Source organism: Micromonospora lupini (assembly GCF_026342015.1).
Lineage (GTDB): Bacteria > Actinomycetota > Actinomycetes > Mycobacteriales > Micromonosporaceae > Micromonospora > Micromonospora lupini_B.
In genome coordinates this window covers 1045995-1068949 of record NZ_JAPENL010000001.1, presented here as the reverse complement: position 1 = coordinate 1068949, position 22955 = coordinate 1045995, and the positions used below count along the sequence as shown (strand labels likewise).

Genomic DNA, 22955 nt, shown 5'->3' with positions numbered 1-22955 from the left:
TCACCGCTGAGTTCCGGACCGCGCCGCCCGTCGTCCCCGGCCGCTCGCCGGTGAGCGGGCCGGATCGCGGCCTCCGCTGAACCCTGCGCCCATCCCACGTCGCCAGGCCGCTCCCGCGAGCGCGCCGACGTTACCGTCCGGAGCCTGCCGTGCGCGTTCTGCTGCTCTCCACCGCCGACACCGACCTGCTGGCCGCCCGCGCCAGTGACGCCGACTACCGGCTCGCCAACCCGGCACGGGTGGCGGCCGACGAGGTGCCCGCCCTGCTCGACGGGGTCGACCTCGCCGTCGTACGCCTGCTCGGGGGTCGGCAGGCGTGGCCGGACGGCCTCGCCGCGGTGCTCGCCACCGGCGTGCCGACTGTCGTGCTCGGCGGCGAGACGGTGCCCGACGCGGAGCTGATGGCCGTCTCCACCGTGCCGTCCGGAGTTGTCACCCAGGCGCTGGCGTACCTGGTGGAGGGCGGGCCGGACAACCTCGGGCACCTCGCCCGGTTCCTCGGTGACACCGTGCTGCTCACCGGCGAGGGGTTCGCCCCGCCCGCGCCCACCCCGGCCTACGGGGTGCACGGCGAGCACCCGACCGACCCGGACCGGCCCACCGTGGGCATCGTCTTCTACCGGGCGCACGCCCTCGCCGGCAACACCGCGTTCGTCGACGTCCTGGCCGACGCCGTGCGGGAGGCCGGGGGCAACCCGCTGCCGATCTTCTGCGGCTCGCTGCGGGGCCTGACCGCCGGCGCCGGCCCGCTCGGGCTGTTCGCCCGCTGTGACGCGCTGCTGGTCACCGTGCTCGCCGCCGGCGGCGCGGTCGCCGCCGACGCGTCCGGGGGCGGCGACGAGGACGCGTGGGACGTCGGCGCGCTCGCCGCCCTGGACGTGCCAGTCATTCAGGCGCTCTGCCTGACCAGCACCCGCGAGCAGTGGGCCGGCAGCGACGCCGGGCTGTCCCCGTTGGACGCGGCGATGCAGGTGGCCATCCCCGAGTTCGACGGCCGGATCGTCACGGTGCCGTTCTCGTTCAAGCGGATCGACGCGGACGGCCTCTCGGTGTACGCCGCCGACGCCGAGCGGGCCGCCCGGGTGGCCGGCATCGCGGTGCGCCACGCCCGGCTGCGGTACGTGCCCAACGCCGACAAGCGGGTCGCCGTCGTCCTCAGCTCGTACCCCACCAAGCACTCCCGGGTCGGCAACGCCGTCGGGCTGGACACCCCGGTCTCGGCGGTCCGGCTGTTCGCCGCGCTCGCCGAGGCGGGTTACGACCTGGGTGACGCGCCGCCGCCCGAGGACGGCGACGCGCTGATCCACGCGCTGATCGCCGCCGGTGGTCACGACGTGGAGTGGCTCACCCCGGAGCAGTTGGCCGCCGCCGAGGCACGGATACCGGGGCAGACGTACCGGCGCTGGTTCGACCAGGTCCCGACCGAGCTGCGCGAGCGCATGCGGGAGCACTGGGGTGAGCCGCCCGGCGAGCTGTACACCGAGGGCGGCGACATCGTGCTCGCCGGGCTGCGCTTCGGCAACGTGGTGCTGCTGATCCAACCGCCCCGCGGCTTCGGGGAGAACCCGATCGCCATCTACCACGACCCGGACCTGCCGCCCAGTCACCACTATCTGGCCGCGTACCGCTGGCTGGCCGCGCCGGTCACCGACGGCGGCTTCGGCGCGGACGCCGTGGTGCACCTGGGCAAGCACGGCACCCTGGAGTGGCTGCCCGGCAAGGGCCTCGGCCTGGCCGCCGACTGCGCGCCCGACGCGGTCCTCGCGGACCTGCCGCTTGTCTACCCGTTCATCGTCAACGACCCCGGCGAGGGCACCCAGGCCAAGCGCCGCGCGCACGCCGTGGTCATCGACCACCTGGTGCCGCCGATGGCCCGCGCCGAGACGTACGGCGACCTGGCCAAGCTGGAGCAACTGCTCGACGAGTACGCGACCGTGCAGGCGCTCGACCCGGCCAAGGTGCCCACCGTGCGGGCCCAGATCTGGGATCTCGTCCGCGCCGCCGAGTTGCACCACGACCTGCACGCCGAGGCGATGCCCGACGCCGACGACTTCGACGACTTCGTGCTGCACCTCGACGGGTACCTGTGCGAGGTCAAGGACGTGCAGATCCGCGACGGGCTGCACATCCTGGCCGACGCGCCGACCGGCGAGCCCCGGATCAACCTGGTGCTCGCCGTGCTGCGCGCCCCTCAGATCTGGGGCGGCAAACACGCCCTGCCCGGCCTGCGGCAGGCCCTCGCCGCCGCGTACGGCCTCGACGAGCAGGAGTTGCTCGCGTCGCCCGGGCAGCGGATCGCCCTGCCGGTCGCGCTGACCGACGCGGTCGACGGGCCGGCCGGCACCGCCGCCGACGCCGTCGACCTGATCGAGGCCCTCGCGCGACGGCTGGTCACCGGCATGGAGACCCTGGACTGGGATGCCGGCGTCGTCGACGCGGTGGTCGTGGAGGTGACCGGGCAGCCGATCCCGGACGCCGCCGCCGTGCTGCGCTTCGCGGCCACCGAACTGGTGCCCCGACTGGCGCGCACCACCGACGAGCTGACCAACACCCTCGGCGCGCTCGACGGCCGGTTCGTGCCGCCCGGCCCGTCCGGCTCACCCACCCGGGGCCTGGTCAACGTGCTGCCCACCGGCCGCAACTTCTACTCCGTCGACCCCAAGGCCATCCCGAGCCGCAACGCCTGGGACGTCGGAGTGGCCCTCGCGGACTCGCTGCTGGCCCGGCACCTCGCCGACACCGGCACGTACCCCCGCTCGGTGGGGTTGACCGTGTGGGGCACCAGCGCGATGCGCACCCAGGGCGACGACATCGCCGAGGTGCTCGCGCTGCTGGGCTGCCGCCCGGTCTGGGACGAGCGGTCCCGGCGGGTCACCGGCGTCGAGGTGGTGCCGACCGCCGAGCTGGGCCGCCCGCGCGTCGACGTGACCGTGCGCATCTCCGGCTTCTTCCGCGACGCGTTCCCGCACGTCGTGGCGCTGCTGGACGACGCCGTGCGGCGGGTCGCCGCGCTCGATGAGCCGGACGATCAGAACTACCTGCGGGCGCACGTCGCCGCCGACCTCGCCGAGCACGGCGACGAGCGGCGGGCCACCGCCCGGATCTTCGGCTCCAAGCCCGGGGCGTACGGCGCGGGCCTGCTGCCGCTGATCGACGCCCGGACCTGGCGCAGTGACGCCGACCTGGCCGAGGTGTACGCGGTGTGGGGCGGCTACGCGTACGGCCGGGGCCTGGACGGGCGTGAGGCGCGCGCCGACATGGAGCGCTCCTTCGCCCGTATCGCCGTGGCGGTGAAGAACCAGGACACCAGGGAGCACGACATCGTCGACTCCGACGACTACTTCCAGTACCACGGCGGGATGGTGGCGATGGTCCGGCACCTCACCGGCTCGTCACCGCAGGCGTACGTGGGTGACTCGGCCATGCCGCACGACGTGCGGACCCGCACGCTGGGTGAGGAGACCCGGCGGGTGTTCCGGGCGCGGGTGGTCAACCCGAAGTGGATCGCCGCGATGCGCCGGCACGGCTACAAGGGCGCGTTCGAGCTGGCGGCCACCGTGGACTACCTGTTCGGCTACGACGCCACCGCCGGCGTGGTCGACGACTGGATGTACGAGCACCTGGCCGCCGCGTACCTGTTCGACGACACGACCCGGGAGTTCCTGGAGCAGTCCAACCCGTGGGCGCTGCGTGGCATCACCGAGCGTCTGTTGGAGGCCGCCGACCGGGGGCTGTGGGCCAAACCGGAGCCGGCCACGCTGGACCGGCTCCGGGACACGTACCTGGCCAGCGAGGGCGACCTGGAGGACCGGGCATGAGCGTCACCTACCCGTTCAGCGCGGTGCTCGGCATGGCCGACATGCGGTTGGCGCTGCTGCTCAACGCGGTGTCCCCGGCGATCGGCGGGGTCCTCGTGCGGGGTGAGAAGGGGACCGCCAAGTCCACAGCCGTGCGGGCCCTCGCCGCGCTGCTACCCCCGGTGCGCCGGGTCGCCGGCTGCCGCTTCGGCTGTGACCCGGCCGAGCCGGACCCGGCCTGCCCGGACGGTCCGCATCCGGCCGACGCCGCCACCGAGACCCGCCCGGCCCGGCTCGTGGAGCTGCCGGTCGGCGCCGCCGAGGACCGGGTCGTCGGATCGCTCGACCTGGAGAAGGCCCTCGGCGAGGGCGTACGCGCCTTCGAGCCGGGTCTGCTCGCCGCCGCCCACCGGGGGGTGCTCTACGTCGACGAGGTCAACCTGCTGCACGACCACCTCGTCGACCTGCTGCTCGACGCGGCGGCGATGGGCCGCAGCCACGTCGAGCGTGAGGGTGTCTCGGTCAGCCACGCGGCCCGGTTCCTGCTGGTCGGCACCATGAACCCGGAGGAGGGGGAGTTGCGCCCGCAGCTGCTCGACCGTTTCGGGTTGACCGTCGAGGTAGGCGCCAGCCGGGATCCTGCGGTCCGGGTCGAGGTGGTGCGTCGCCGGCTCGCCGCCGACGCCGACCCGGCCGGCTTCGCCGCCCGCTGGGCCGACGCCGACGCGGAGATCGCCGCGCAGGTGGCCGCCGCCCGCCGCAGGCTTCCCGGGGTACGCCTGCCGGACGCCGCGCTGCGGCAGATCGCCGAGGTGTGCGCCGAGTTCGACGTGGACGGCATGCGCGCCGACATCGTCACGGCACGGACCGCCCTCGCGCACGCCGCGTGGCACGGCCGGGACCGGGTCACCATCGACGACGTCCGGGTCGCCGCCCGCCTCGCCCTGCCGCACCGCCGCCGCCGCGACCCGTTCGACACCCCGGGCCTGGACTCCAAGCGCCTCGACGAGGCGTTGCAGCGCGCCCAGGACGCGCACCCCGACGACTCGGACGACAACGGCGGCCCGCACGACGGTGGCCCGGACGACGGGGGCCCGCAGGGCGGTGGCCCGGCCGGCGGTGACGGCCCGAGTGGCGGCGGCCCGAGTGGTGGCGGCCCGAGTGACGGCGGCCCGAGTGACGGCGGCCCGAGTGGCGACGGCAGCGGCGACGGGGCCGAGCGGGGTGCACCCGGGTCGGCCGGGCCCTCGGCGGCGCGCGACGGCAGTGGCCCAGACGGGCGCACCGACGGCCCCGACGGTGCCGACGGGTGGCCGCAGCGACAGCCGGGCGACGACGATGGCTGGTCGCGGCGCCAGCCGGGCGACCGGGGCGACGACGGGCAGAACTCGCGTCCGCGCGGGGGCCGGGAATCGGCGACCGGTGACGACGACCCGACCCGCGGCGGGGAGTCCCAGCCGGCGGCCGTACCCCGGGGTGGGTTGAAGGCCCGGCTGCTCACCGCGCCCGGCGTCGGTGACGGCGTGCCCGGCCGGCGTTCGCGTGCCCGCACCGGGCGGGGGCGCACCACAGGCGCCCGGGTGCCGGCGGGCCGGGTCGGCGCGTTGCACCTGCCGGCCACGATCCGCGCCGCCGCGCCGCACCAGGCGTTGCGGGGACGGTTGGCCGGTCCGCTGCGGTTGCGCCCGGACGACGTGCGGGAGGCGGTTCGCGAGGGACGCGAGGGAAACCTGGTGCTGTTCGTGGTGGACGCCAGCGGCTCGATGGGCGCCCGGCAGCGGATGACAGCCGTCAAGGACGCGGTCCTCGCCCTGCTCACCGACGCGTACCAGCGGCGGGACAAGGTCGCGGTGATCGCCTTCCGGGGTGCCGGTGCGCGGACGCTGCTGCCGGCCACCTCGTCGGTGCTGGCCGCCTCGACCCGGCTGGCCGAGCTGCCGACGGGTGGGCGTACGCCGCTGGCCGAGGGCCTGCTCGCCGCCGTGGATCTGCTGCGGGTGGAGCGCCTGCGCGACCCGAAGCGCCGCCCTCTGGTCCTCGTCGTCACCGACGGCCGGGCCACCGCCGGCACCCGCCCGCTGGACCGGGCGGCGGCAGCGGCGAAGGTGCTGGCCGCGACGGCTGCGCCCTGCGTGGTCGTCGACTGCGAAACAGGCCCCGTCCGCCTGCACCTGGCCGCCCGCCTGGCAACTCAACTGCAAGCCCCCCACCACCAACTGAACGACGTGGCCCAGGTCTCGACCGGCCCTGCCACCTCGCCGGACAGGAGCGCCGCCTGATGCCGCAGGGACAGCCGAATCACGTGCCTGCCGACGGGTTGACGACCCGGCAGCGGCGGCACCGGCCACTGCTGATCGTCCACACCGGACAGATGAAGGGCAAGTCCACGGCCGCCTTCGGGCTGGCGTTGCGGGCCTGGACGGCCGGCCTGCCGGTCGGGGTTTTCCAGTTCGTCAAGAGCGCCAAGTGGCGGGTGGGGGAGGAGAACGCCTTCCGGGCGCTCGGCGAGGTGCACGAGCGTACCGGCCAGGGCGCGCCGGTGGCCTGGCACAAGATGGGCGAGGGCTGGTCCTGGATCCAGCGCGGCGGCGAGGCCGACCACGCCGCCGACGCCCTGGAGGGCTGGCGGCAGATCCAGCGCGACCTGGCCGCCGAGCGGTACGGGCTGTACGTCCTGGACGAGTTCACCTACCCGATGAAGTGGGGCTGGGTGGACGTCGACGAGGTCGTCGCCACCCTTGCCGACCGCCCCGGCTTCCAGCACGTCGTCATCACCGGCCGGGACGCCGACCCGCGCCTCGTCGCCGCCGCCGACCTGGTGGCCGAGCTGACCAAGGTCAAGCACCCGATGGACGCCGGCCAGAAGGGCCAGAAGGGCATCGAGTGGTGAGCGCGACCTGGGCGCTGCCCCGGCTGGTCGTCGCCGCGCCGGCCAGCGGCCACGGCAAGACGACTGTCGCCACCGGGCTGCTCGCCGCGCTGCGCCGTCGCGGCCTGACGGTCAGCCCGCACAAGGTAGGCCCGGACTACATCGACCCCGGCTACCACGCCCTCGCCGCCGGGCGGCCCGGCCGCAACCTCGACCCGTTCCTGGTCGGGCCCGAGCGGATCGTCGCCCTGCTGCGCCACGGCGCGAGCGTCCCGACGCCCGCCGACATCGCCGTCGTGGAAGGGGTGATGGGCCTGCACGACGGCGCGGTGGGCCGCCGCGACTTCGCCTCCACGGCGCACGTCGCCCGGCTGATCGACGCGCCCGTGGTGCTGGTGCTGGACACCACCGCGCAGGGCCGCTCGGCCGCCGCGCTGACGCTGGGCATGGCGGCCTTCGATCCGGCGGTACGCATCGGCGGGGTGATCCTCAACCGGGTCGGCTCGCCCCGGCACGAGACGCTGCTGCGCGACGCCCTCGCCGAGGTGGGCGTACCGGTGCTGGGGGCGGTCACCCGCGCCGCCGAGGTCGCCGCGCCGGCCCGGCACCTCGGGCTGGTCCCGGTCGCCGAGCGGGCACCCGAGTCGGTCGCGATCGTCACCGCCCTCGCCGAACTGGTCGAGGCCACGGTGGACCTCGACGCCGTCCTCGACCTGGCACGCAGCGCCCCGCCGCTGACCACCCCGGCGTGGGACCCGATCACCGCCGTCGGCGGGCCGGCCGGCGTCGAGCGGCCACGCGTCGCGCTCGCCGGTGGTCCGGCGTTCACCTTCTCGTACGCGGAGACCGCCGAACTGCTCACCGCCGCAGGCGCGGACGTCGTCACAGTGGACCCGCTGCGCGACCCGGCCCTGCCCGCCGGCACGCGCGCGGTCGTGATCGGTGGCGGCTTCCCCGAGGCGTACGCGGAGGCCCTCGCGGGCAACGGCACGCTCCGCGCCGAGCTGGCCGACTTCGACGGGCCGGTCGTCGCCGAGTGCGCCGGGCTGCTCTACCTCGGGCGGACCCTGGACGGCGTACCGATGTGCGGTCGGCTGGACCTGACCGCCCGGATGACCGGCCGGCTCACCCTCGGCTACCGCGAGGCGACCGCGGTCACCGACAGCCCGGTGGCCCGCGCCGGCGATCCGGTACGCGGCCACGAGTTCCACCGCACCACCACCGACCCCGGGCACGGCGAGCGGCCGGCGTGGCGCTGGAACGGCACGGACCACGGCTTCGTCGCCGGCCGTGTGCACGCCTCCTACCTGCACACCCACTGGGCCGGCCACCCCGCGGCGGCCCGCCGGCTGGTCGAGGCGTGCCGATGAACGCCGACGCGCGGCAGGGCGCCGACGCCACGCTGACCGGCGTCGGTGTCGGACCGGGTGACCCCGAACTGCTCACCGTCAAGGCCGTGCGGATCCTGCGCGAGGCCGACGTGGTCTTCGTACCCGTGATGGCGGACCGGGACGAGCCGGCCGCGACGGCCGGTGCCACGCTGCCGGGCGCGGACGCCGGGCGGGCCGAGGCGACCGTCCGGGAGTACGTGCCGGCGGACCGGCTGCGCCGGCTGCCGTTCGCCCTCGACGACAGGGGTGGGGTGACCGCCCGCCGGGCGGCGGCCTGGGACGACGCCGCCCGGACGGTGGTCGACGCGGTCGACGCGGGCGCGCGGTCCCTCGCGTTCGCCACCATCGGCGACCCCAACGTCTACTCCACATTCGGCTACCTGGCGCAGAGCGTCCGCGCGCTGCGGTCCGCCGTGCGGGTGGCGACCGTGCCGGGCGTGACAGCCATGCAGGAGCTGGCCGCCCGCAGCGGCACCCCGCTCTGCGAGGGACGCGAACCGCTGACCCTGCTGCCGGCCACCGCCGGTCTGGCGCTGTTCGCCGACGCCCTCGCCGGGCCGGGCACCGTGGTCGCCTACAAGGGCTGGCGGCGGCACCCGGAGCTGCTCGCCGAGCTGCGCCGGCAGGGCCGCCTCGCCGACGCGGTGCTCGGACGCAGCCTCGGGCTGCCCGGTGAACGGATCGGACCTGTCGACGACACCGACCACGACCTGCCGTACCTGTCGACGCTGCTGGTTCCGGCCCGCCGCGAGCACCGAGGAGGAAAGCTGTGACGAGCAACGGCAAGGTGTGGTTCGTCGGGGCCGGCCCGGGTGCGGCGGACCTGCTGACCCTGCGGGCCGCCCGGGTGATCGCCGCCGCGGACATCGTCATCTGGGCGGCCAGCCTGGTGCACGCCGACGTCCTCGACCACGCCCGCCCCGACGCGGAGATCGTCGACTCGTCGCAGCTACCCATCGAGGGCGTGCTGCCGCTGTACGAGCGCGCCGCCGCGCACGGGCTCACCGTGGCCCGCATCCACTCCGGCGACCCGGCGCTCTGGGGCGCGGTGCAGGAGCAACTGGACCTGTGCCGGACGCTCGACCTGGCCGTCGAGATCGTGCCCGGGGTGTCCTCGTTCACCGCCGTCGCGGCGCTCGTCGGGCGGGAGCTGACAGTCCCCGAGGTCGCCCAGTCGGTGATCCTCACCCGCCTCGAAGGCGGCAAGACCCCGATGCCGCCCGGCGAGCGGGTCCGCGACTTCGCCCGGCACGGCACGACCATGGCGCTGTTCCTCTCCGCCGCCCGCTCCGGCCAGGTGCAGGCCGAGCTGCTGGCCGGCGGCTACCCCGAGGACACCCCGGCCGTGGTGGCGTACCAGGCGACCTGGCCCGACGAACTGGTGGTGCGCTGCACGGTCGGCACCCTGGAGGCCACCGTCAAGCAGCACAAGCTGTGGAAGCACACCCTGTTCCTGGTCGGACCGGCCCTCGCCGCCGAGGGCACCCGCTCACACCTGTACCACCCCGGGCACTTCCACACCTTCCGTCGCGCCGAGCCGGCCGCCCGCGCCGAGCTGCGCCGCCAGACCGGCGGCCGCGCCGGAGGAACAGGCACACCGTGACGTACGCCGAGCCGCCGCTGCGCGAGCCGGACCTGCCCCGTACGGCGAAGGTCCGGCCCACAGCCCTGCGGACGGGGTGGACCACCGGCGCCTGCGCCACGGCGGCGGCGAAGGCGGCGGTCACCGCCCTGGTCACCGGAGAGATTCAGCCGGACGTGGAGATCGGCCTGCCCGCGGGTCGGCGCGTGCGCTTCGGAGTGGAACGCTGCGAGGTGACCGGCAGCCCACCCGTGCGGGCCGAGGCGGTGGTCGTCAAGGACGCCGGTGACGACCCGGACGTCACCCACGGCGCCGAGCTGACCGCCACCGTGGACTGGACCGACGCCCCCGGGCTGCGCCTGGCCGGCGGTCCCGGCGTCGGCACCGTCACCAAGCCCGGCCTCGGGCTCGCGGTCGGTGGCCCGGCCATCAACGACACCCCCCGCCGGATGATCGGCGAGGCGGTGGCCGAGGTGGTCGACCTCAGCGAGGTCGGCGTCCGCGTGGTGATCAGCGTGCCCCGGGGCGAGATCATGGCCCGCAAGACCACCAACCGCCGGCTCGGCATCCTCGGCGGCATCTCGATCCTCGGCACCACCGGCATCGTCCGGCCCTTCTCCACCGCCTCCTGGCGGGCCAGCGTCGTGCAGGCCGTACACGTGATGGCCGCCCAGGGCGAGCGGACCGTGGTGCTGTGCACAGGCGGACGTACCGAGCGGGCCGCTCGCGCGCTCCTGCCCGACCTGCCCGAGGTGTGCTTCGTCGAGGTGGGTGACTTCACCGGGGCCGCCGTCACCGCCGCCGTGGGCGACGAGATGACCGGGGTGGTCTTCGTCGGCATGGCCGGCAAGCTCGCCAAACTCGCCGCCGGGATCCTGATGACCCACTACACCCGCTCCACGGTGGACCTGTCCCTGCTCGGCGCGGTGACGGCCGACGCCGGTGGCGATCCGGCGCTCGTCGCCGCCGTGACCGAGGCGAACACCGGTCGGCACGCGTACGAGCTGTGGGAGGCCGCCGGGCTGCTCGGCCCGGCCGGGGACCTGCTCTGCCAGCGGGTCGGCCAGGTGCTGCGACGCTTCGCCGGGCCGACTGTCACGGTGGACGTGGCGATGGTCGACTTCGCCGGAGCGCACGTGGTCGCCTCGTCGGGGCGGTGGCCCCGATGAGCCGTACGCCCTCGGATCCGCTGGTGACGGTGGTCGGGCTGGACGCGGTGGGTGCCCCGGCGCATCCCGCGCTCGCGCCCGCGCTGGCCGGCGCCGGGCTCGTCGTCGGGGCGGCCCGGCACCTGGCCGCCGTTCCCGTGCCGCCCGGCGCGGACACCGTCGTCCTCGGGCCGCTCGCCCCGGCCGTCGGACGGCTGAGCGCCGCCGTCGCGGCCGGGGTGCCGGCCGTGGTGCTGGCCAGCGGGGATCCCGGCCTGTTCGGCATCGTCCGGCGGCTGCGGGCGGCCGGACTGCCGCTGCGGGTGGTGCCGGCGGTGTCCAGTGTGGCCGCCGCGTTCGCCCGCGTCGGGCTGCCCTGGGACGGCGCGGCAGTGGTCACCGCGCACGGCCGCGACCCGCGCCCCGCCCTGAACGCCTGTCGGGCGCTGCCGCTGGTCGCGGTGCTCACCGCGCCCGGCGCCGGCGCCGCCGAGCTGGGCGCCGGCCTGGTCGGCTGGTCCCGCCGCCTGCTGGTCGCCGAGCACCTGGGCACCGACGTCGAACGGGTCCGCATGGTGACCCCCGAGCAGGCAGCCACCGAGACCTGGTCCGACCCACACGTCCTGCTCAGCCTCGCCGACGCCGACGCCGACCCTGCCGACGCTGCGCCCGGTGACGCCGCGCCCGGTCCGGTCGTGCTCGGTGGGATGCGCTGCGACAACCAGCCGGCCGCCGCGCCGGCCGGTGGCTGGGCGCTGCCGGAGGGCCGGTACGCCCACCGCGACTCGATGATCACCAAGTCGGAGGTGCGTGCCCTCGTCCTCGCCCGACTGCGGCCCCGCCTGGGCCGGCTGGTCTGGGACGTCGGCGCGGGCAGCGGCTCGGTCGGCATCGAGTGCGCGCTGCTCGGCGCGGCAGTGCTCGCCGTCGAGCAGGACGTCGCCAGTGCCGCGACCATCCGGGCCAACGCCGCGGCGCACGCCGTCACCGTCCGGCTCGTCGTCGGGCGGGCCCCGGCGGCACTGGCCGGGCTGCCCGAGCCGGACGCGGTATTCGTCGGCGGTGGCGGCACCGACGTCCTGCCCGCGGTGGTGGCCCGCCGACCCGAGCGGGTGGTGCTCACCCTCGCCGCGCTGGACCGCGTCGCGCCGGCCGTGGGCCTGCTGCGCGCCGCCGGCTACACAGTCGAGGGCAGCCAGCTCTCCGCCGCCCGCCTCGCCGCCCTGCCCGGCGGGTCGATCCGCCTCGCGGCCACCAACCCGGTGGTCGTCCTCACCGGGGAGCGCCCGTGACCGACAGGAATCCGTCCGCCCGGATCGGCCTGGTGGCGGCGACCGCCGCCGGCCGCCGGCACGCCGATACCCTGACCGCCGCGTGGCCGCACGCCCGGCTTGTCGAGGGAGACAGCGTCGCCGACGCGCTGCGGACCGCCTGGGCGCGGTACGACGCCGTGGTGGCGTTCCTGGCCACCGGCGCGGTGGTGCGCATCCTCGCGCCGCTGCTCGGTGACAAGCGCACCGACCCGGCAGTGGTGGTCGTCGACGAGGCGGCCCGACACGCCGTGGCGCTGCTCGGCGGTCACGCCGGCGGCGGCAACGACCTCGCCGAGGCCGTCGGCGTCCTGCTGGACGCCCGACCGGTGATCACCACCGCCACCGACGCGGTCGGACTGCCCGGCCTGGACACCCTCGGCTGGCCCGTCCAGGGCGCGGTCGCCGCCGTGTCCCGGGCCATCCTGGACGGCGAACCGGTCGAGCTGATCGCCGACGCCGCCTGGCCGCTGCCCGCCCTGCCCCCGAACGTCCACGCCGGCGCCCACGACGAGTCCGGAGTCGACAACGCCGCCGGCAAGGCCGTCGCCGCCGCCGACAACTCCGCCGCCGACAACGCCCCCGCTGACAGCGACGCCGGCGGCAGCGGGGCCGCCGGATACCGCCTGCTGGTCACCGATCGGGTGGTGCCCCTCGACGAGCGGACCGCGGTGCTGCGGCCCCCGTCGCTCGTCGCCGGCGTCGGCGCGAGTCGGGGCGTACCGGCCGCCGAGGTGACCGAGCTGCTGCACCGGGTGCTGGCCGAGGCCGGCCTCGACCCGGCGAGCCTGCGCTGCCTGGCCAGCGCCGACGTCAAAGCTGACGAGGTGGGCATCCTGAGCACCGTCGACGCGCTCGGCGTACCCCTGGTGACCTGGCCGGCGACGCGGCTGGCAACTGTCGACGTGCCGCATCCCAGCGAGGTGGTCCGCGCCGCGGTCGGCACGCCGAGCGTCGCGGAGGCCGCGGCGCTGCTCGGCCCGGACGGTAGGCCGGGCGACGCCACGCTGCTGGTCGGGAAGACGGCGACGGCGATGGCGACAGTGGCGGTGGCCCGGCACGCGCCGCGCGGCCGGCTGGCAGTCGTCGGCCTCGGGCCGGGCGCCGCCGACCTGCGGACCCCCCGCGCGGTGGCGGAGCTGCGTCGCGCGGCGGTGGTGGTCGGCCTCGACCAGTACCTCGACCAGGTCCGCGACGTCCTGCGGCCGGGCACCCGGGTGCTGTCCAGCGGGCTGGGCGCGGAGGAGGCCCGGGCTCGCGCGGCCGTCGCGGAGGCCGCCGCCGGCCGGGCGGTCGCGCTTGTCGGCTCCGGCGACGCCGGGGTGTACGCGATGGCCAGCCCCGCCCTGGAGTACGCCGACGAGCGGATCGACGTGGTCGGCGTGCCCGGGGTGACCGCCGCGCTCGCCGCCGGGGCGCTGCTCGGTGCTCCGCTCGGCCACGACCACGCCTATGTGAGCCTGTCCGACCTGCACACTCCGTGGGAGGTCATCGAGCGGCGGGTGACAGCCGTCGCCGAGGGTGACTTCGTGGCGCTGTTCTACAACCCGCGCAGCCGGGCGCGCGACTGGCAGCTCGGCAAGGCGCTCGGCATCCTCGCCGCGCACCGGCCCCCGGACACCCCGGTCGGTGTGGTGCGCAACGCCAGCCGCCCCGACGAGCGGGTGCACCTGGCGACCCTGGCCACCCTTGACCCGACGGTCGTCGACATGTACAGCGTGGTGGTCGTCGGCAGCAGCGACACCCGGCTGGTCGCCGGCCGGATGGTCACACCCCGGGGGTACCGGTGGCGCTCGTGACCATCGACGCCTGCCAGGGCTGCGGCGCCTGCCTGCGCACCTGCCCCACGCACGCGATCCGGCCGGTCGCCGGCGGCCTGACGGTACGCGCGGACCGCTGCACCGGCTGCCTGGAGTGCCTGGAGATCTGCCCGGTCGACGCGATCCGCGTCGTCGAGCCCGACCCCCGCGAAGGAGCCCGATGAGCCGCGTGGCGCATCCCATCGAGGTCGAGTCGTACCGCATCCTGCGCGAGCGCGTCGACCTGTCGCACCTGCCGCCGCTGACCCGGGCGGTGACCGAACGGGTCGTGCACGCCAGCGCCGACCTCGCGTACGTCGACGACCTGGTCTGCGACGAGCCTGCCCTGGAATCGGGGCTGGCGGCGTTGCGCGCCGGGTCTCCCGTGGTCACCGACGTGGCGATGGTCGCCGCCGGCATCACCCGGGCCGGTCTGGAGCTGGTCTGCCCGGTCGCCGAGCCGGCCGCCGCCGAGCTGGGCCGCGCGGCCGGCATCACCCGCTCGGCGGCCGCCGTGCGGATCGCGCTGGACCGGGTCGGCCCCGGCGCGGTGTGGGTGGTCGGTTGCGCGCCCACAGCGCTCGTCGAACTGCTCACCCTGGACGCCGCGCCCGCGCTCGTCGTCGGCCTGCCGGTCGGCTTCGTGGGCGCCGCCGAGTCGAAGGCGGCGTTGCGGGCCAGCGGCCTGCCCGGCGTGTCCAACGTGGGCGAGAAGGGCGGCTCGGCGGTCGCCGCCGCCGCCCTCAACGCCCTGCTCTACACCGAGGAGAAGTCATGACCGGTCTGGTCATCGTCGGGCACGGCACGCGCAGCGCGGCCGGGGTCGACCAGTTCGCCGCGCTCGTCGAGCGGGTCCGCCGCCGCGGTGACATCGGCGACGTCGAGGGCGGCTTCATCGAGCTGTCCCGCCCGCCGCTCACCGACGCCGTCGGCGCGCTCGTCGCGCGCGGGCACCGGGCGCTTGTGGCGTTGCCGCTGGTGCTCACCGCCGCCGGGCACGGCAAGGGCGACATCCCCGCCGCCATGGGACGCGAGCAGCAGCGCCATCCCGGGCTGACCTACCGCTACGGTCGTCCGCTCGGCCCGCACCCGCTGCTGCACGACGCCCTCGAACAGCGCATCGACGCGGCGCTGGCCGCCCCTTCGCCGGCCGACGCCGATCGGGCCGGTACGTGGGTGGCGTTGATCGGGCGGGGCTCCACGGACCCGGACGCCAACGCCGAGGTGGCCAAGGTCGCCCGGCTGTTGTGGGAGGGACGCGGCTACGCCGGCGTCGAGCCGGGGTTCATCTCGCTGGCGTCTCCGTCGGTGCCGGAGGTGCTGGACCGGTTGCGTCGCCTCGGCGCGCGGCGGATCGTCGTGGCGCCGTACTTCCTGTTCGCCGGTGTGCTGCCGGACCGGATCGTCGCCCAGTCGGCGGAGTTCGCCGCCGCCCACCCCGACCTGGACGTCCGGGTCGCCGAGGTGATCGGCGACTGCGACGCCCTCGCCGACCTCGTGCGGGAGCGCTACGCCGAGGCGCTGGGTGGGGACATCCGGATGAACTGCGACACCTGCGCGTACCGGGTGCTGATGCCCGGCTTCGCCGACAAGGTGGGCCGCCCGCAGCGCCCGCACGACCACCCCGACGACCCGGTCGGCCACCACCATCACCACGGGCACGACCACCACGACCAGCACCACCACGACCACGGCTCGGTCGCCGTGGTCGGCGGCGGGCCCGGACCCGACGACCTGATCACGGTACGTGGCAAGGCCCTGCTCGACGCCGCGGACGTGGTGGTGGTCGACAGGCTCGCCCCGCAGGGGCTGCTCGCCGGACTGCGCCCCGACGTGCTCGTGGTCGACGCCGCGAAGGTGCCCCGTGGCCCGTCGATGGCCCAGGAGGCGATCAACGCGGCCCTGGTGTCGCACGCCCGCGCCGGTCGTCGGGTGGTGCGGCTCAAGGGCGGCGACCCGTACGTCTTCGGACGCGGCCACGAGGAGGTCCAGGCCTGTGTGGCGGCAGGGGTGCCGGTGACAGTGGTCCCCGGGGTGAGCAGCGCCCTCGCCGCGCCGGCGCTCGCCGGCGTGCCGGTCACGCACCGGGGCGTGGCGCACGACGTCACAGTGGTCTCGGGGCACCTGCCGCCCGGGCATCCCGACTCGCTCGTCGACTGGTCGGCGCTGGCCCGCGCCCGGGGGACAGTCGTGCTGCTGATGGCCGTGGACACCATCGCCAAGATCGCGGCCGTGCTGGTTGAGCACGGCCGGGCCCCGGAGACCCCGGTGCTGGCCGTGCAGGACGCCGGGCTGCCCGGCCAGCGGTCCGTGCCGGCCCGACTGGACGAGATCGGCGCGGTCGCCGCCCGGGAGGGCATCGGCCCGCCCGCCGTCTTCGTGCTCGGCCCGGTGGTTGCCCTCGCCACCACCGGGCCGAGCACCTGACGACTACTCGCTGCGGGCGGTCTCCGGCCCGGTGATGCGTTCCAACAGCGGCAGCGTGGAGGCGATGACGCCGAGGCAGGCGACAAGCCCGACGACGACGATCACGTAGAAGCGCGGCTCCGGCGCGACGAGCGTGTAGTGCATCTGCGCTCGCAGGAACAGGTGCGCGGCGAGCAGGCCCATCCCGATGGCGACGGCGGCGACGGCGAGCATCGGCACGGCGCTCTCCAGCGCCACCACCCGACGCAGGACCCGCACCGGAGCGCCGCCGAGGCGCAGCAGGCTGAACGGGCGGCGGCGTTCGGTGAGGCCGCCGATGACGCTTACCGCGAGGCTGCACCCGCCGAGCGCGAGGCTGGCGATGATGATGACGTTTGCCAGTTGCTCCCAGCCGCGCAGCGTGTCGGCGAAGTCCGACTCGAAGTCGCCGGGCACGTTCGGCCCCACCCAGAAGGTCGGGAAGGCGACCTCCAGCAACGTGCGGGTGCGCTCGACGGCGGCGGCGGACCCGTCCGTGCCCACGACGACCGAGATCACCGGCAGCCGCTGAAGGTCGTCGAGCGTGATCGACGCCGCGCGCCACTCCGTTGTGGACGACACCGACTCCTGCCAGCGGCTGAGACCAATCGGCACCTCGATGACCGCGGCGCCCTGGGCGCACCGGCCGTACGCGCTCGGGAGGTCGGCGCAGGCGATCACCCCGCCCTCGCCGCCGCTGTTCACGTCCGGGGCTTCCCGGATCGCGGTCGCGGACCGCACGCCGCTGATCGCGTGCAGCTCGGCGAAGAGCGTGTCGGGCACCGACGGGGCCTTCTCGTCGAAGACCGTGGTCACCGTTCCCGCGTCGGTCGAGCCGACCGGCGCCGGGCCACGGTTGGCGATGATCGTGGTGATCACGCCGATGGCCACGCTTGTGACGAAGAGGGCGAGCATGATGCCGCTGATCGCCCGGAACCCGGCCTTCGGGTTGTCGGCGAGGCGTCGGGCGGCGATGAGCGTGGCCGGGCGACCGGCGTACCGGGCCATCACCCGGGCGCCGACCATCGTCAGCCACGGGCCGGCGAGGACCAGGCCGGCCATGATGAGCAGCAGACCGGGCAGGAAGATCGCGGTCTGGCCGTCGGACGACTCGGGTCGGTAGCCGAGCGCGAACACCAGCACGGCGACGCCGAGCACCATCGGGATCAGCCGGTACGCGCGCGGTGCCCGTGGCGTGACCCGACGGGTGACACCCAGCGGCGAGATCCGTACGCGGCGCAGCGAAATCTGTGCGGCCACCGCCGCGCCGGCCGGGACGCCGAGCGCCACGAGCAGGGTGTCCAGCACGCCCAGCGACATGTCGCTGGGGAAGAACGGCATGCCGGTGAACGGGATGCCCGCCAGCGGGTCGCGGAAGGCGTAGAACAGCCCGAAACCAACGGCGGTGCCGGCGACGGCGGCGGCGGCCGCCTCCACCGCGGCGACGATCGCGATCTGCCGGGGTGTCGCGCCGACCAGGCGCATCGCGGCGAAGCGCTGCTCTCGGCGGGCGGCGCTGAGCCGGGTGGCGGTGCCGATGAAGATCAGCACTGGAAACAGCAGTCCGCCGGCGATGACGCCCAGGATGAGGTTCACCGTGGTCTCGGGCAGGGCGGGTGCGTCGCCGACGTTTGTGACCTGCCTGGCCTGGGGCAGTTTGGCGATGTCGTCGGGGGTGCCGCCCACGACGACGAGCAGGGTGTCCGGCGAGGTCAGGGCGGCCGGCCCAACTGTGCCGAGGTCCCGCCCCGGGAACCGGTCCCCCAGTTGGTCGGCCGGGTGGGCGGCCAGCAGTGCCCGCAACGCGGGCGAGGCGTAGTACTCACCCGGGTCCGGAGTTGCCGGGATGCCAACCGGGGTGGGCGCGGTCGGCCCGGTCGCGGCGACGTCGATTCGAATGATCTGCTCACCGTGGAAGTAGTCCTGCCGGGTCGACCACGCCAGCGGGTCGACGTCGCCGCCGGCCGAGGCCTGGGGATAGATCGACGCGTACCGGGTGAGCTGAGCGTTTACCGCGTTGACCCCGGCGAGGGTGGTCAGCAGCAGCCCGCTGCCGATCGCGACGGCGGCGGCGATGACGAGCAGGCGGGTGAGCGCCTCACGACCGCCGGCCACGGCGAGGCGGAGCCCGAAGCGGATCATGAGGCGATCCGGTCCGGCGCGTTCACGCGACCGTCGCGGACCATGACCTCACGGTCGGCGTACGCCGCGATCCGGGGTTCGTGGGTCACCAGGATGACAGTGGTGCCCTGCTCGCGGGCGGCGCCGACCAGCAGGTCCATCACCTGCTCGCCGGTGAGCGAGTCGAGCGCGCCGGTCGGCTCGTCGGCGAAGAGCACCTGCGGCTCGGCGACCAGGCCCCGGGCGAGAGCGACGCGTTGTGCCTGCCCGCCGGACAGCTCACCCGAGCGCCGCTGCTCCAGGCCGTCCAGGCCGAGGCGCGCGAACCAGGCACTCGCCTTCGGCAGCGCCTGCTTGCGGTGTACGCCGCTGAGCAGCAGGGGCAGGGCGACGTTCTCCAGGGCGGTCAGCTCGGGGACGAGCTGGCCGAACTGGAACACGAAGCCGAACCGGTCCCGGCGCAGGCTGCTGCGCTGGGTCTCGGGCATGGCGTCGACCCGGGCGCCGTCGAAGACGATCTCGCCGGAATCCGGCACGAGAATGCCTGCCAGGCAGTGCAGCAGGGTGGACTTGCCCGACCCGCTGGGGCCCATGATGGCGAGGATCTCGCCGGCGTCCACGGCGACGCTCGCGCCGCGCAGGGCGGGCGTCCGGCCGAAGGCGAACTCCACGTCGCGTGCCTCGATCACGACGCTCATCGCCGCACCTCCTTGCGCAGGGCGTCCAGTCGGGCGCCGGTCATCTCGATCCATCGGAGGTCAGCCTCCAGGTGGTACAGCCCGTGGTCGGCGAGCAGCGCGTCGACGAGGCTGCCGGCGCGCTTGATCTCGGTCAGCTCACGCATCCGCTGCAGGTGCGCGCTGCGCTGGGTGTCGAGGTAGTCGGCGGCCGGCCGGTCCAGCATCAGCGCGAGCACGACCTTGGCGAAGAGCACCGTCTGCAGGTGCGGCTCCGGGTCGACCGGCTGCGTCAGCCACTGCTCGACCTCGGTGGCGCCGACGTCGGTGATGATGTAGCGCTTGCGGTCGGGGCCGGAGCCGGGCGCGACGTCGCCGATCACGACCTTGCCGTCGCGGGCCAGTCGGCTGAGGGTGGAGTAGACCTGGCCGAACGGCAGTGGCTTGCCCCGGCCGAAGAAGGCGTCGTAGTCGCGCTTCAGGTCGTAGCCGTGGCTGGGCTCGCGTTCGAGGAGGCCGAGAAGAGTCAGTGGGACGCTCATGGCAGCAGACTACCCTGAGGGTATACCTCGCGTATATACCCTCAGAGTGTGGTGAGGTGCGTGATCAGTGCGTGGTCTTCGGAGATCAGCCCAGCAGGGCACGGGCCAGGGCGTACCCGACGGTGGCCGCCGCGAGCCCGGCGGCGACGCTGCCCACGACGTTGGCCAGCGCGAGGAGGTGGTGGTCGCCCCGCGTCAGCCGCAGCGTCTCGTAGCTGAACGTGGAGTAGGTGGTCAGCGCACCGCAGAACCCGGTGCCGAGCAGCGCGGTGACCACCGGGCTGGCCGGCCATCCGACCAGCACGCCGAGCAGCAGTGAGCCGAGCACGTTGACGGTGAGCGTGCCCCAGGGAAACGCCGAGTCGTGCCGGGACTGCACGGCCCGGTCGGTGAGATAGCGCAGTGGTGCGCCGACTGCCGCTCCCAGGGCGATCAGCAGCACGTTCATCGGACCGCCGCCAGGTGCCGCAGCAGTGCGGTGGTGACGGTGTCGCCCAGCCCGACCGCGACGAGCGCCCCGAGCACCGTCGCGGCCAGGTACGCCAGCGCGACAGCCGGTGCGCCCGCGGCGAGGGCCTGCTGGACGTCCACGGCGTAGGTGGAGAAGGTGGTGAACCCGCCGAGCAGGCCGACCCCGAGGAAGGGGCGGACCAGCGGGTGACCACCGCCGAGGTGCCCGAGCGTCGCCATCAGCACGCCGATCAGCAGGCAGCCGGACACGTTGATGCCGAACGTCGCCCAGGGAAAACCGGTAGGCGTGTGCGGGGCGGCGTGTTGCAGACCGGCCCGGCCCAGCGCGCCGAGGACCCCGCCGGCCGCGATCGTGGCCAGCACCGTCGCGGGACGGGCTGTCAACTCCCGCCGGTCGGCGGGGACGCGCAGGTCGACGTCGGGGTCGGTACGTGGCTCGAAGGGCTCTGGCACGAGTCCTTCCTACCAGCAGGGGCGCTGGTCAGCGTACCGCCGCGACGGCGGCGTCCGGTCCGCCGCGCCACACCGTGCCGACCTCGCCGAACCCGGCCTCGGTGAGCGCCGCCAGATGCCAGGAGACCGGCGGGTTCCACTCCGGGCTGTGCCCGGTCGGGTAGATGGCGTGCCGCTGGGCGACCAGCGGGGCGAGCGTCGGGTCGGCGGCGGCTCGCTCCCACCAGTCCGACCAGGACAGCACCGAGCCGGCGGCGTAGCGGGCGTCGCGTCGGTTCCGCGCCCGGTCCAGCAGTCGTTTGGTCAGCTCCGGCAGCGTGTCGTCGGGCATGTGGTCGGCGTTGACGAAGATCCCGCCCGGCCGCAGCACGTCGCGTAGGTCGGCGTAGAGCGCGCGGAGCCGGTCGGCGGGCAGCCAGTGCAGAGCGGTGGCGGTGAGGACGGCGTCGTACTCCTGGTGGGGCAGTGCCGAGCGCCAGTCGGGTGTGGTGAGGTCGGCGGTGACGATGGTGGCCCGGCCGGCCAGCGAGGCGCCGGCGATGGCGAGCAGCGCCGGGTCGAGGTCCACCAACGTCACCTCGGCGTCGGGGAAGCGCGCCAGCGTCCGCAGCGAGATGGTGCCGGTGCCGCCGGCCAGGTCGAGCAGGCGCGGCGGTCGGCCGTCGAGGACCGCGTCGACGGCGTCGAGCATGGCGGCGAGGCGGTGTTCCCGGTCCGGCAGGTAGGCCTCCTGCTGGCGGTCCCAGCTTTCCTGCCATGCCGACGGATCCAAGGTGTAAGGACTCATGCCGATCAGGCTAGTTACTCGAATGGGCCGGGTCCAGACCTTGTTGCACATCTTTTGCAATTGCAGGATGATGGCGAGGCGATGATCGGAGCGACGCCGGGTCGGGCATCCCGCCCGACCCGGCGCCCCTCACCTCGCGCCCTCGGCCGACGGCCGGCGTACGGTACCCGCAGCCCGCACCGGGACCGTCGCGCAAGGAGGCAGGCGATGCAGGACCGCACCCCTCGTCCGGAAGAGCTGGAGCCGATCGAGCGCGCCGACATCGACGAGCTGCGCGCCCTGCAACGCGAACGGCTGCGCTGGTCGTTGCGGCACGCGTACGACCACGTGCCGCACTACCGCCTGGCGTTCGACGCCGCCGGGGTGCACCCCGACGACTGCCGGGACCTCGACGACCTGGCCCGCTTCCCGTTCACCGGCAAGGCGGAGCTGCGCGACAACTACCCGTTCGGCATGTTCGCCGTACCCCGGGAACAGGTCGCCCGCCTGCACGCCTCCTCCGGCACCACAGGCCGACCCACGGTGGTCGGCTACACCCGCGACGACCTGCGGACCTGGGCCCGGCTGATGGCCAGGTCCATCCGCGCCTCCGGCGGCCGTCCCGGCGACCGGGTGCACGTCGCGTACGGCTACGGGCTCTTCACCGGCGGCCTGGGCGCCCACTACGGGGCCGAGGAGTTGGGCTGCACCGTCATCCCGGTCTCGGGCGGCATGACCGAACGGCAGGTGCTGCTGATCCGCGACTTCGAACCCGAGGTCATCATGGTCACGCCCAGCTACATGCTCGCCATCGTCGACGAGATGCAGCGCCAGGGCGTCGACCCCCGCACCACCTCACTTCGGGTCGGCATCTTCGGCGCGGAGCCGTGGACCGAGGACATGCGCCGCGAGATGGAACGGCGGCTGGACATCCACGCGGTCGACATCTACGGGCTCTCCGAGGTGATGGGCCCCGGCGTGGCCACCGAGTGCGTCGAGACCAAGGACGGGCTGCACCTCTGGGAGGACCACTTCTACCCGGAGATCATCGACCCGGTCACCGGGGCGGTGCTGCCCGACGGTGAGCGGGGCGAGCTGGTGCTCACCTCGCTCACGAAGGAGGCGATGCCCGTGGTGCGCTACCGCACCCGGGACCTCACCCGCCTGCTCCCCGGCACCGCGCGGCCGATGCGCCGGATCGAGAAGATCACCGGCCGGACGGACGACATGATGATCGTGCGCGGGGTGAACGTCTTTCCCACGCAGATCGAGGAGCTGATCCTGCGTACGCCGCAGCTGTCGCCGCACTTCCAGTGCGTCCTCGGCCGGCAGGGCCGGCTGGACACCCTCACCGTACGGGTGGAGCGGCGCGTCGGGGTCGCCGCGGACACCGCCGAGCGGGCCGGCGCGACTCTGGTCGAGCTGGTGAAGAACACCATCGGGGTGAGCGTCGCTGTGGACGTGCTCGACCCGGACTCGGTGGAACGGTCGATGGGCAAGATGCGCCGCATCGTCGACGAGCGGCTGGCCGGCTGAGGCGCCCTCGACGCACTGTCGACGGGTCAACGCGCCCCGCAGCGTCGA

At 74.8% G+C, this 22955-nt stretch carries 19 protein-coding genes; 13 read left to right on the top strand and 6 right to left on the bottom strand.

All coding sequences use genetic code 11. The features are described 5' to 3' along the window. Nucleotides 1-149: 149 nt before the first annotated feature. The 12 genes from cobN to cobA are packed head-to-tail and all read left to right on the top strand — an operon-like array spanning nucleotide 150 to nucleotide 16323. A complete protein-coding gene (gene cobN / locus OOJ91_RS04940) occupies nucleotides 150-3818 on the top strand; it encodes a cobaltochelatase subunit CobN (protein ID WP_266242990.1) in 3669 nt (1222 codons plus the stop codon). After that, on the top strand, nucleotides 3815-6076 hold the full coding sequence (locus OOJ91_RS04935) for a VWA domain-containing protein (RefSeq protein ID WP_323178413.1): 2262 nt from the start codon (nucleotides 3815-3817) through the stop codon (nucleotides 6074-6076). Before cobN ends, OOJ91_RS04935 begins: the two co-directional genes overlap by 4 nt. Then, the gene (cobO, locus tag OOJ91_RS04930) at nucleotides 6076-6687 is read left to right on the top strand and encodes a cob(I)yrinic acid a,c-diamide adenosyltransferase (RefSeq protein WP_266242988.1); all 612 of its coding nucleotides are present in this window, start codon (nucleotides 6076-6078) and stop codon (nucleotides 6685-6687) included. Before OOJ91_RS04935 ends, cobO begins: the two co-directional genes overlap by 1 nt. After that, nucleotides 6681-8036, top strand: a complete 1356-nt coding sequence (locus OOJ91_RS04925) for a cobyrinate a,c-diamide synthase (protein WP_266242986.1) — start codon at nucleotides 6681-6683, stop codon at nucleotides 8034-8036. The genes cobO and OOJ91_RS04925 overlap by 7 nt, the downstream gene beginning before the upstream one ends. After that, nucleotides 8033-8830 carry a precorrin-2 C(20)-methyltransferase gene (gene cobI / locus OOJ91_RS04920; RefSeq protein ID WP_266242984.1) on the top strand — a complete coding sequence of 266 codons (798 nt, stop codon included), beginning with the start codon at nucleotides 8033-8035 and terminating at the stop codon, nucleotides 8828-8830. Before OOJ91_RS04925 ends, cobI begins: the two co-directional genes overlap by 4 nt. Continuing rightward, nucleotides 8827-9660, top strand: coding sequence for a precorrin-4 C(11)-methyltransferase (gene cobM / locus OOJ91_RS04915; protein ID WP_266242982.1), 834 nt, complete (start codon nucleotides 8827-8829; stop codon nucleotides 9658-9660). The genes cobI and cobM overlap by 4 nt, the downstream gene beginning before the upstream one ends. Continuing rightward, nucleotides 9657-10808 (top strand): cobalt-precorrin-5B (C(1))-methyltransferase, encoded by a 1152-nt coding sequence (locus OOJ91_RS04910; RefSeq protein WP_266242980.1) that lies wholly within the window; start codon nucleotides 9657-9659, stop codon nucleotides 10806-10808. The genes cobM and OOJ91_RS04910 overlap by 4 nt, the downstream gene beginning before the upstream one ends. After that, entirely contained in the window at nucleotides 10796-12079 is a 1284-nt protein-coding gene (gene cbiE, locus OOJ91_RS04905) for a precorrin-6y C5,15-methyltransferase (decarboxylating) subunit CbiE (protein WP_439117022.1), read from the top strand. Before OOJ91_RS04910 ends, cbiE begins: the two co-directional genes overlap by 13 nt. Continuing rightward, nucleotides 12076-13896: a precorrin-3B C(17)-methyltransferase gene (cobJ, locus tag OOJ91_RS04900; protein WP_266242978.1), complete on the top strand. Its 1821-nt coding sequence runs from the start codon at nucleotides 12076-12078 to the stop codon at nucleotides 13894-13896. The genes cbiE and cobJ overlap by 4 nt, the downstream gene beginning before the upstream one ends. Continuing rightward, on the top strand, nucleotides 13884-14081 hold the full coding sequence (locus OOJ91_RS04895; RefSeq protein ID WP_266242976.1) for a DUF362 domain-containing protein: 198 nt from the start codon (nucleotides 13884-13886) through the stop codon (nucleotides 14079-14081). The genes cobJ and OOJ91_RS04895 overlap by 13 nt, the downstream gene beginning before the upstream one ends. Further along, the gene (locus OOJ91_RS04890; RefSeq protein WP_266242973.1) at nucleotides 14078-14674 is read left to right on the top strand and encodes a precorrin-8X methylmutase; all 597 of its coding nucleotides are present in this window, start codon (nucleotides 14078-14080) and stop codon (nucleotides 14672-14674) included. The genes OOJ91_RS04895 and OOJ91_RS04890 overlap by 4 nt, the downstream gene beginning before the upstream one ends. After that, nucleotides 14671-16323, top strand: a complete 1653-nt coding sequence (gene cobA, locus OOJ91_RS04885; protein ID WP_266242971.1) for a uroporphyrinogen-III C-methyltransferase — start codon at nucleotides 14671-14673, stop codon at nucleotides 16321-16323. The genes OOJ91_RS04890 and cobA overlap by 4 nt, the downstream gene beginning before the upstream one ends. A 3-nt stretch (nucleotides 16324-16326) precedes the next feature. Here cobA and OOJ91_RS04880 read toward each other — a convergent pair whose 3' ends face one another. From OOJ91_RS04880 to OOJ91_RS04855, 6 genes are all read right to left on the bottom strand, one after another. After that, nucleotides 16327-18483, bottom strand: a complete 2157-nt coding sequence (locus OOJ91_RS04880) for an ABC transporter permease (protein WP_266242969.1) — start codon at nucleotides 18481-18483, stop codon at nucleotides 16327-16329. After that, nucleotides 18480-19160, bottom strand: coding sequence for an ABC transporter ATP-binding protein (locus OOJ91_RS04875; protein ID WP_266242966.1), 681 nt, complete (start codon nucleotides 19158-19160; stop codon nucleotides 18480-18482). Before OOJ91_RS04875 ends, OOJ91_RS04880 begins: the two co-directional genes overlap by 4 nt. Further along, complete coding sequence (locus tag OOJ91_RS04870) at nucleotides 19157-19681, bottom strand: PadR family transcriptional regulator (RefSeq protein WP_266242965.1); 525 nt, start codon at nucleotides 19679-19681, stop codon at nucleotides 19157-19159. The genes OOJ91_RS04875 and OOJ91_RS04870 overlap by 4 nt, the downstream gene beginning before the upstream one ends. A gap of 85 nt (nucleotides 19682-19766) precedes the next feature. Beyond that, the gene (gene crcB / locus OOJ91_RS04865; protein WP_266242963.1) at nucleotides 19767-20129 is read right to left on the bottom strand and encodes a fluoride efflux transporter CrcB; all 363 of its coding nucleotides are present in this window, start codon (nucleotides 20127-20129) and stop codon (nucleotides 19767-19769) included. Further along, a complete protein-coding gene (locus OOJ91_RS04860) occupies nucleotides 20126-20605 on the bottom strand; it encodes a fluoride efflux transporter FluC (RefSeq protein ID WP_266242961.1) in 480 nt (159 codons plus the stop codon). The genes crcB and OOJ91_RS04860 overlap by 4 nt, the downstream gene beginning before the upstream one ends. A 28-nt stretch (nucleotides 20606-20633) precedes the next feature. Next, on the bottom strand, nucleotides 20634-21392 hold the full coding sequence (locus OOJ91_RS04855) for a class I SAM-dependent methyltransferase (protein WP_266242959.1): 759 nt from the start codon (nucleotides 21390-21392) through the stop codon (nucleotides 20634-20636). A 207-nt stretch (nucleotides 21393-21599) separates the two neighbouring features. Between OOJ91_RS04855 and paaK the strand changes: the two genes are divergently transcribed. Next, nucleotides 21600-22907 carry a phenylacetate--CoA ligase PaaK gene (paaK, locus tag OOJ91_RS04850; RefSeq protein ID WP_266242956.1) on the top strand — a complete coding sequence of 436 codons (1308 nt, stop codon included), beginning with the start codon at nucleotides 21600-21602 and terminating at the stop codon, nucleotides 22905-22907. Nucleotides 22908-22955 lie beyond the last annotated feature (48 nt).